At 50.0% G+C, this 3,299-nt stretch carries 2 protein-coding genes; both read left to right on the top strand.

What is annotated here, in order from left to right; translation table 11 throughout:
- A partial coding sequence (locus FCN80_RS25530) for a hypothetical protein (RefSeq protein ID WP_230492967.1) occupies positions 1 to 2,103 on the top strand: 2,103 nt, incomplete at its 5' end.
- A gap of 95 nt (positions 2,104 to 2,198) precedes the next feature.
- Entirely contained in the window at positions 2,199 to 2,831 is a 633-nt protein-coding gene (locus tag FCN80_RS25525) for a hypothetical protein (protein WP_136993124.1), read from the top strand.
- The last annotated feature ends 468 nt before the right edge of the window (positions 2,832 to 3,299 follow it).

Raw genomic sequence — 3,299 nt, 5'->3', positions numbered from 1 at the left:
GACCCGACTGACGGCGCCCGCCAGGCAGGACAGGAGCCTATCGGAGCCGTGCCCGAACCGCCGGTGCTGTCCGACTTTTTGGACCCGACTGAAGGCGCCCGCCGGACGGAGAATAAGCCGGACGTCAAGGTGTTGGAACCGATACATGATACCGGGCTAATGGCGCCGTCGGCCGAGAACGACAAGACGGTATCCTCGCGGCCCGGATCAGATCATGTCGATGGTTTGCTGACGAAGTCGGAGTTGCAGGAAGTTTCCCAAGTACCGGAACCGAAACCGGGAATGATAAAAAAAGACCACGGCGTTATTACCAAAGCTGGGAGCGCCGCGTTGGGTGGATTAGGCACGGTGATGGCCGCTGGCGGTACATTATTAACCGCCAGCGTCGATGCGGTGGCGGGCGGGGGACTTGCCGTCTTAACCGCTGTGGGCATCAAAAGCGCCTCAAACGACGATGGTAACGCGGTCTTAACTGGCGCCGTGAACACGGCGCCGGCGAAAACGCATTCAGCGCCGACAGCAGGGCCCAAGCAAAGGGCGAACCAGGCCCTTTCACCTAAGCCGGCAGAGCGCGATGCAATGCAACGGGTTCAGGCCGGGGAGAACCTGCCAGCTTTGACATTTGGCGGCGATATCGCCGAACTGCCCAAAATACACTCTAACGAACCTATCATCGTGCCGACCGCCGCAACGGGTCACACGGCGCCCCCTTCCACTGGCACGGATAACCGGCTTATTGCAGTAGCAAGCGCGGAGCCTGCCGCAAACTTGCCGGTATATCCGCTTGCGCCTGACATCATAGCGCCGGATAGCGTGCAAAGCGCCTCACCAAACAACGTTAAGGCAAAGATCGATATTGCTGACACTGCCCTGACAATGAATCCGGATCGCGTTTTTGCAGCGCCGGACAGCACATCTTTCGCGGCGCTGGAGCGGCATCGTCTCACGCCCGCCAGGGAGATGGAGGATGAGGGCCGGGCGTTATCGCCCTCTCCCGTAGAGGGCGGGAGTATTGGGCGGGAACAATCGCCGGGTATTGATTCTGGTCGAGGCAAGGCTGACGTTGCGTCCGGTAATGTTGCGCAACCGATGGTAAACCCTATTCAGGAGGGTAAGCCAGTCGTGGAAGCCAGTGCCCGGTCAGATATCATACCATGGCCTGACGCGCCGACGCTCTCGCGCACTGCGTTGATAAACCAATGCAAAATCACCCTCGCCGCTAATGAGGTCGGCGTATTAAAGCAGTATATCGATTCAGACTACTATGGTCATGTGCCCGTCTTTGAGGTGATGGATCAAGATGCGGACTTTTCGCAGCCGGTATATCGGCATTATATTGAGATAGACGGTGAGAAAGTCGCGGTTCTACTGTCTAGCGCCAAGGCGCATGGAATAAAATATGCCATGATCGACGAAAGCAGACCGGACAATCATTATGGCTTGTTATTCGATAACGGCCATTGGCAATTGCAAGCCCCCACCGCGGAACAAGTTGATCCGCGCCTGCTGGAGGCCATCACGTTTGACATGATTGATCCGCATTGCACGGAAGACAGGTTATCCGCGCCGGATGATAGGGGGCTGCAGTGGGCCTCTGAACATCGTCCCTATCTGCGTATCAGAGGTTTCTATGCGCGTGTTTACCCGATTCCAGGTTTTAGCAACCTGTATGCCATCAAGTCCCGGAGTCATCGATATGGCGTGAGCATACGTTTCAAAAAGGGCCGATTTATCCTTGAAACTCAGGCTAACGAACCATTTCAGAATGGCCTGCCAAGAAAAATTGTGAAACAACGTATACGCATAAAACGCAAACTTGCGAAGGTTAAGCGGGCATTACAACTCAATAATAAGCGGGCGTTACAACAGAATAGAATGTTGCGATGCGCTCTAAGTCTGTGTGAAGCATTCAAATTACATAAAAATTTCGAGGCGGGGTCAATCCATCACTTTACCCGGTTGGGTATGGCGTTTATTGAAAAGTTCGTTATTAGGAATAAAATTTCAGATCCTTCTATGGTCGAGATATATACTTTGCAACTTGCATGGGTGGAAAATATAACTTTCCCATTGCAACGAAATACTAAAATCAAAAAAACTTAATCAATGAGTTTCTTATCGAGGTTCCAAAGTTCTATAATGATATAACTAAATTTTTGCTTGAGCCAAAGGCCGGGGGGTATTTGGAAAGGTTTGCAATGGCGTTAAATGAGTTATCCACCACACCTATGCCGCCTTATGGCGTCAATAGCAGAGCCATGAATTATGGCCTTGTTTTAGATGGAGTAAAAATAGCGACAAAAATAACTATTTTCGGCAATGACCTCTTTCTTGCAAAGGTGACAAAATGCTTAAATGATATCAAGCAGACATCTTTGGGGCGGAAGATTTTGCTGGCGTTAAGTGAGAAAAAATTTATGATACAGCCGCCGACCATGAGTGCTATCGTGCGCGTCGTTAAGGGGCGCTTTTATGCCAAAAACAGTGCCGGCGGGGCAATCGCCTTTGATCCGGGGAATTTTATCATCGGTGACGGTGTAAATGCCCTTAAAGAGCCTTGGCGTTATCGGGACCCGGCTATCGCCCTTTACCATGAATTATTACATCTCTTTTATAGAAATTATCCCGCAAAGTATAAAGCTATCGGAGAAACAAAAGCCAGATTCTTCTATGGCGGCGGTTCCTCTCTTGAGGAAGCGTTAATCACCGGTGTCAGCGCCATTGATACCCAGTCAAAAAAATCTATGATTTTTCAAATGACAGTTACATACTGGAGAATAATCAGGAGCTTCTCTCCGAGAGCCATTACAGAAAAGAGCACGCTAAAATAAGGGGGCTGGATTATTACTATATCAGGCCATATTACGGAAAGCCAGTTCCCAAGATGACGCCAAAAAAATTCAAATTTCAACTATTCTATGAAGTGGGGAAATCCAAGATGAATCAATTTTCAACAAAAAACGTATTACCTTAACGGCACTTTGCTTTGTCATTTCCAGGATGATAACGTTAGTGTCGATATAAACTTTAGATAATTTGAGTTACATCGCGGCTAAAAAAAGCGAGCGATTTGTCGGCCACGGATTCAAACCGCCCATGATAGCTTTTCTGTGGGGGATAGGCTGTCGCTCGTCTCCAGGAACGTCGCGGACCGGGCGGCTGGGGTGAATGAACGCGGCCAGCAATGGGCGGTTTAGCGAATAGCGAGTAGCATTATTATACGCCTGATCTTGACCCGTTATATTCAGACAGCTTTTATCTCTAAGTTAGTGTTATCCGTCGGCTCCGGTATTCCCTCG

It is taken from the genome of Martelella alba (genome assembly GCF_005217455.1).
Lineage (GTDB): Bacteria > Pseudomonadota > Gammaproteobacteria > Enterobacterales > Enterobacteriaceae > Acerihabitans.
This window is presented reverse-complemented; position numbering and strand designations above follow the sequence as displayed.

Excerpts from the sequence above, each read along its gene's own strand:
- FCN80_RS25525 (WP_136993124.1), top strand. The coding sequence starts at position 2,199 with ATGGCGTTAAATGAGTTATCCACCACACCTATGCCGCCTTATGGCGTC.